The 6000-nt window shown below is 56.0% G+C and carries 5 protein-coding genes; 2 read left to right on the forward strand and 3 right to left on the reverse strand.

Going from position 1 to position 6000, the window contains the following annotated elements; all coding sequences use genetic code 11:
• The first annotated feature begins 10 nt into the window (after positions 1 to 10).
• Positions 11 to 1162 carry an alpha/beta fold hydrolase gene (locus tag ADG72_RS00960; protein WP_192831719.1) on the forward strand — a complete coding sequence of 384 codons (1152 nt, stop codon included), beginning with the start codon at positions 11 to 13 and terminating at the stop codon, positions 1160 to 1162.
• Here ADG72_RS00960 and ADG72_RS00965 read toward each other — a convergent pair.
• The 3 genes from ADG72_RS00965 to ADG72_RS00975 all read right to left on the reverse strand — a co-directional run bounded on the left by ADG72_RS00965 (position 1159) and on the right by ADG72_RS00975 (position 4778).
• The gene (locus ADG72_RS00965; RefSeq protein ID WP_048711484.1) at positions 1159 to 2403 is read right to left on the reverse strand and encodes a hypothetical protein; all 1245 of its coding nucleotides are present in this window, start codon (positions 2401 to 2403) and stop codon (positions 1159 to 1161) included. The genes ADG72_RS00960 and ADG72_RS00965 overlap by 4 nt on opposite strands.
• Before the next feature lie 277 nt (positions 2404 to 2680).
• Positions 2681 to 4015: an MFS transporter gene (locus ADG72_RS00970; RefSeq protein WP_048711486.1), complete on the reverse strand. Its 1335-nt coding sequence runs from the start codon at positions 4013 to 4015 to the stop codon at positions 2681 to 2683.
• Positions 4016 to 4043: 28 nt separating this feature from the next.
• Positions 4044 to 4778 (reverse strand): glycerophosphoryl diester phosphodiesterase, encoded by a 735-nt coding sequence (locus tag ADG72_RS00975; RefSeq protein ID WP_048711487.1) that lies wholly within the window; start codon positions 4776 to 4778, stop codon positions 4044 to 4046.
• Between the two features lie 459 nt (positions 4779 to 5237).
• Here ADG72_RS00975 and ADG72_RS00980 point away from each other — a divergent pair, with 459 nt between their 5' ends.
• Positions 5238 to 5888 carry a hypothetical protein gene (locus ADG72_RS00980; protein ID WP_048711489.1) on the forward strand — a complete coding sequence of 217 codons (651 nt, stop codon included), beginning with the start codon at positions 5238 to 5240 and terminating at the stop codon, positions 5886 to 5888.
• Positions 5889 to 6000 lie beyond the last annotated feature (112 nt).

Raw genomic sequence — 6000 nt, forward strand, 5'->3', positions numbered from 1 at the left:
CATAAAATCAATGCAGATCCCAAACACAGGAGTGAGTACAGTGGACGAAACCGAGCTCCCCGAATCCCCAAGCAGTGCCGATGGCTTCAATGGCCTCGTCGACGAGGCTGTGCTGGCCCCCTGGGGAGAAGAAGGCCCAGCCCCCGTTGGCCAGTGGCAGCGCGACGTCCTGGGTGAGGGCTACGAATCGCGCACCATCCCCCTCATGGATGATGACGCAGGGCCTGTTGTTGCAACCTTGGTTCGCTACCAAGGACACGCAGCCTCTTCCCCAGCCCCGCGTTTTATTGCCCTGTACATTCACGGCCGCAACGACTACTTCTTCCAGCGCGAGCTGGCCCAAAATATCGCCGATTGTGCAGGGGCCTTCTACGCGATCGATTTACGCAGGTATGGTCGTTCGCTACGCCCCGGCCAACGCATGGGATTCATTTCGAACCTCAGTTTGTACGATGAGGAACTCGGAGAAGCTCTGGATCTAATCCGCGATGATTACCCCGATCTTCCACTTGTTCTGATGGGTCACTCAACGGGCGGGCTGCTTGCAACGCTGTGGGCGAACCGCCATCCCGGTGCAATCGACGGCCTGATTTTGAATTCTGCGTGGCTTGAAATGCAGACGATGGCTTCCATGCGTTCAACCATGGCTCCGATTCTTGAACGCATCGCCTCTCGAAATCCGATGTGGGCAGTTCCGGGAGGCGGCGGCGGTCCAGATAACTATGCGCGTTCGCTTCACGAGGGGTGGAATTCACTGGAGGCTCCCCTACCGGAATCTCTCGAGGCCTACGCCGACGACCCTGCTGTTCAGGGATGGGATTACGCGCTGGAGTGGAAGCGGCCAGGCTCCTACCCCGTTTACGCGGCCTGGCTCGAGGCGATCCTTGAAGGCCACGACTCCGTTGCAACTTCGGTGAAGTTGGATATCCCCGTGCTTTCGATGATGTCGACGTCTAGCTTCTTCAGCGAAGAATTCACGCCACAAACTTTTTCAAGTGATGTCGTCTTAGATCGCGAGGTCATCTTGGAACGCTCATCGCGCTTAGGGCCGCTGGTCACCATCGCCAGTTTCCCGGGCAAGCACGACCTGCTGCTCTCTGACCCTCAGGTGCGCGCGCAGGTCTACGAAACAATGGATCGCTGGATTAAGGCGTTTATCTAATCGCGTGAGTACTCGCGAATGATCTCTCGGTTGACCTCTGCCAGGGACTCACCCAAGGTCGGGCCTTCTTCCCCACCCAGGTGCCACAGCGTCCAGCCGTTACCGGAAACGCCAAAGTAGGAAAGCGCGTCCTGCGGGTTATCCCAGCTCTCTTCGCCCGAGCGGAACAGGCCATCGGCCGTGAATTCACACTCTGCCTGAGGAACGTCAACGATAATTGCGGGAACATCCTCGGCAATAATCTGCCCAAGGACACGCAGGGCAGCCGCATCACGCGAGAGGACGGGGATCCCCGCCTCGCGCGCAGCGCGGAGCTCTTCGCTTTCCTCTTCTAAGTCGTCGTCACCATCTTCACCAATGACTGGCGCAGCATGATGATGCAAATCGCTTCCTTCGTGCGCGTGCTCGGCTTCCACTTCAGGAGCTTGCGGCTCTAAGGCCTCAGCGTCGGCGGCCTGTTGAACGAACTCTTCATCCTCGGGAAGGTAGTCGTCGTCTTCGGGCGCCGAGGCCTCGGCCTCGGTAGCCGGTTCGGGGGAAACTAAGTCAACGCCCACGGAGGACTCGATGGTCACGGGAGCGGCCACCTCGCGAAATGACGAGGCGATCGCGGGAACATCGTCAGAGCGCCCAGCAAGCAGGTGGGGGGCGTGCGCGTAGGTACGCGGACCAACAGCGTGAACTTCAAGGAAAGAACGCCCATTGCTCATCTCGCGCAGGCTCATTTCATGAACTTCAACGCCGGAGGCAGCGAGAACCTCAAGCGCCGGACGAACCGCGGGATCAATGCGGCCAACCACCATGACCAGACGCGGACCTGCACCGGGCGAGGGAGGCATTGAATCGCGGAAATGAATCCAGCCGGATTTGAAAGCTGCGACGCCTCCGGGATATTCACGGGCCAGATCCGACCACGACAGTGCGGCGGTTCCAGCGAGGCGCGAAAGGGACTGAATCAGCGTATCTGAGTCCAGGAAGTCAAGAATCTCGACCGAAACAACTTGGCCAGAAGGATCAAGGGCAGTCAGCCGAGGAGCCTCGTCTTCTGCGGAGCCATCAACAAAGGCCGAACCTTCAAAGGGGGAAATATCTCGCCACGTGATGGGGAAAAGTGGGCGCGAAACGATCTCGAGCACCTGATTACACACGGCATCAACGATTTCGGGGGTCAAACCGTCGGATACTGAGCGGCCGAATTGGGCAGGGATCAAACGCCCCTCGTCGAATTCAAAGAGAGCCATGAAGCTTCCAACCCCTCGCGCTGATGCTAGATGTGTTGATGAATGGTAGATGCGATCTGGTCTTATTGTTCCACAATCACGCCGAGGCGTGGACGAAGACGGGCCGGAGAAGTTGAGAGTGATGACGGGGAAGCAAGGGCTTGAGGACATGTAAAAGGCGGGTCCTCATCGTCTAGGTCCGGTACCGAAGTACCTGGGACGATGAGGACCCGCCTCAGTCAGTTCAGCCTCGAGAGGCCAACTGAATTGGATTCAGTGGAGAGTATCCGTGAAAGGATCACTCAGCCTCGGCGCTCAGAGCCTTCTTGCGACGGTTCGAGAACACCAGTGCGTAGGCGCAAGCAGCACCAACGACTGCCACGCAGAGCGTGATCAGGAAGATGATGCGGTAGCCATCGTAGGGGTTGGCCTCGTGGGCGGTGATGATTCCAGCGGTGGTCGGGTTGCCCCAAAGGATGGAAGCGTAGACCAGGAAGGAACCGACCGACATTGCGGAGCCGTTGATTTCCTCGGGCAGGTGCAGCTCGGCGATAGGAGCAAGCAGCACGGACTTACCAAGGAAGACACCGAATGCCATGACAACCAGCAGGATCATTGCAGGCCACATCATCGAGTCGGATGCGGGCAGCAGGTAGACCAGGCCAACGCCGATGGCGATAACGGTCAGAGCGACTGCAACCATGGTGGTCGAGGACTTGAAGACGTAGTCAGCGAGCATACCTGCAACGAGGCCGGCGATGATGCCAACGAAACCGGTCGAGAAGATACCGAATGCACCGGAGGCAGCGTCAGATGCGTGGAAGACCAGCTTCAGGTAAGGAGCCGAGGAGTAGATCAGGTTGACGTAGCACCAGTAAACACACATGCCGGCGATACCTGCGAACCAAACACCGGGCTGTGCCAGAACCTTGAGCAGACCCATGAGAGCTGCGGTGTTCTTGGTGTGGCCTTCGGACTCGGCAACAGCGTTGGCGGGAACGAAGCGCAGGATGGCGATGATGTTCGGGATCAGCAGCAGGGAGTAGCCCAGGCCGAAACCAATCATGATGCCGTTTGCGTGGGTCGGGAAAATGGCCATGCAGCCGATGATGATGAGGTTCATGCAGAACTCAACGCCACGACGGATGGACTCGAGGAGGCCCATTGCAAGGCCACGGCCCTTGGAGTCAGAGTCAGATGCCATGAAGGCAACGCCGTTGACGACGGCGGGCCAACCGATGGCGTCCCAAATTGCCCACGTAATTGCAATGCCAACAAGCATCTTGATGTTCAGGTGGTAGCCCAAGACCGGGGAGAGCCACAGGAACAGGAAGGTCAGCAGTCGCCACGAGGCGAAGCAGATCAGAATGTTACGGATGGGGAAACGGTTGTTCACCCAGCCGGCGGGCACGTACATGAACATGGCAATACCGAGCCAGCCCATGATGGTACCGAAGTCGGCGACCGTGATGCCAAGAGCATTGGTCACGGGGATCAGCAGAGATCCCTTGAACGCCTCGAAGGAGACGTAGACCAGCTGGCCGGTCAGCACGACAGTGAGGAAGCCGCCGATGCGGCCCTTCTGCAAGAACTTAGGAAGGCGCGACTTTGTGCCTACTGAGGTTTCAGACATGTTGTTGAATTTACCTTTCGAGATTCACTCACTGAAGATGGGCAAAAGAGTCCGCAACATCGGTGAAGACACCGGTTGCGCCCCAATTGAAGAGCTCATGTGCTCGGTCAATCGAGTTCACGGTCCACACGTTGACACCGAAGCCTGCCTCACGGAAGGCCTCAACCTTGGACTTGGTCAGACCGCGGTCCTCGGGGTGAATGTATGACGCGCCAACCAGCTCGAGCATGGACTTCCAGTCGTCGTAGAGAGCACAAGTCTCGTACAGGCAGCCCACTTCGTACTGAGGTGCGCGTTCCTTAATCTTCGCCAGCAACACGTGATTAAAGGAGGAGAAGAAAACCTCTCGTTCGGGGTCGAGTCCAGTCAGCGCATCAAGAATCGAATCAATGAGACGCATGGACATGGCGCCACCGGCCTCATTCGACTTGATCTCAATGTTGGCATTCAGTCCACGGCGGTTGAGGAGCTCGATCAGCTGCTCAAGGGTGGGCAGGGGCTGTCCGGCGAATTCCGGAGAGAACCATGAACCAGCATCAATCGATGCCAGATCTGCCTTCTCGAGGCCGTAGTACGACCCGCTGCGATTGGTCGTACGATCAAGCGACGTGTCGTGGATGACGATTGGAGTACCGTCACCAAGGATGTCGACGTCAGTCTCAATCCAGGTGAGACCAGCATCTGCAGTCTTTTCAAAAGCTGCAAGAGTGTTCTCGGGTGCGACACGGTTCAAACCGCGGTGTGCAAAAATGCGACGTTCCATAGAAGTTCACTGACTTCCTTGTCGAGGATGGACAAAACCTAAAGATCAGGGACTAATAGTCTCCGATCTCCGCTGTTAATTATGTGACTGGTATGTTCGAGTTTCATGCTTATAAATGTGTTCCAGCACACAGATTTGCATATTTGCCAAAGGCGAACATCAACAACTAAACGCCATTTTCGCAGTTCAGAAGCTATTACAAAGAAATTGCGCAGCACCTATCCAGCTTTGTGCACTTATGTGCAGTGGCATATGCACCTATGTGCGGATGCATAGTTGTACCATTCGCCCACTTTAGCGAAGCAGACAACTCGTCAGGTCCTATTTTTTCAATTAAAAGTTTGGAACAGGTGCGGTGATAGCACCCTAAATCCAGCAGAACAAATACTGTTCAAGCACCAATTTCCGCGCTCAGCAAGGTATCAGCTAGCACAAATTTCACATTGTTAGGATGAAGGCATGGCCTTGCTGTTCATACTGCTCATTTTCGCGATCATCATCGCCTTCCTCTTTTTCTACATGCGATTACTGCTGTGGATGCTCTTCTCCCCCGACTACGTACTTGCCATAGGGCTTACCGGCATTTTCACGATGGACCATATGGCATGGCTGACATCCTCAGAAACGGCCCACTTCATTTGGGCTGTTGTTGCAATGGTTATTGTCGGAGTCGCCTATCACAAGCTCAATAACCTGCTGTACGCGGCCTCTCGACGCATCTATGCGATTGTCAGTTTCCCGATCGTGGTTATATCTAGCCTGATCCTCATGCTGACTGTTGTTCTGATGTTCTTGGAAGAATTCGCACCCAATCTTGCAGATAATCCAACCATCAAACACGCTATTTATATTGTGCTTGCCCTGATCATTGCCGTTTATGCATGGCGCAAGCGACAAACAACTATGGCTCAGCTGCACTCCCCTACCAATATCGTGCTGACCAACGGCAATGTGATGGTGGTGGAGAGCAGCAGCTCCACGCCCACGCCGCCCTATACCTCGCCCTATACACCGCCCGCGATATCGTATGCACCGCCAACCACTCCACCTACGCCGGCGCCCGGTGCTTTCCCGCCGCCACCCAGTAAGGGCGGATTTAAGAATTACTGACGCTCGGGCGATCTCTTGGCTCCATAGGGTGTCATAAAAATTCGCCGCAAGTGCCCTGGAAACGCAAGGACTCTGAAACGCAAGGACTCTGAAACGCAAGGACTCTGAAACG

It is taken from the genome of Trueperella pyogenes (genome assembly GCF_001070855.1).
Taxonomy (GTDB): domain Bacteria; phylum Actinomycetota; class Actinomycetes; order Actinomycetales; family Actinomycetaceae; genus Pauljensenia; species Pauljensenia pyogenes_A.

Excerpts from the sequence above, each read along its gene's own strand:
- ADG72_RS00960 (WP_192831719.1), top strand. The coding sequence starts at position 11 with ATGCAGATCCCAAACACAGGAGTGAGTACAGTGGACGAAACCGAGCTC.
- ADG72_RS00965 (WP_048711484.1), bottom strand. The coding sequence starts at position 2,403 with ATGGCTCTCTTTGAATTCGACGAGGGGCGTTTGATCCCTGCCCAATTC.
- ADG72_RS00970 (WP_048711486.1), bottom strand. The coding sequence starts at position 4,015 with ATGTCTGAAACCTCAGTAGGCACAAAGTCGCGCCTTCCTAAGTTCTTG.
- ADG72_RS00975 (WP_048711487.1), bottom strand. The coding sequence starts at position 4,778 with ATGGAACGTCGCATTTTTGCACACCGCGGTTTGAACCGTGTCGCACCC.
- ADG72_RS00980 (WP_048711489.1), top strand. The coding sequence starts at position 5,238 with ATGGCCTTGCTGTTCATACTGCTCATTTTCGCGATCATCATCGCCTTC.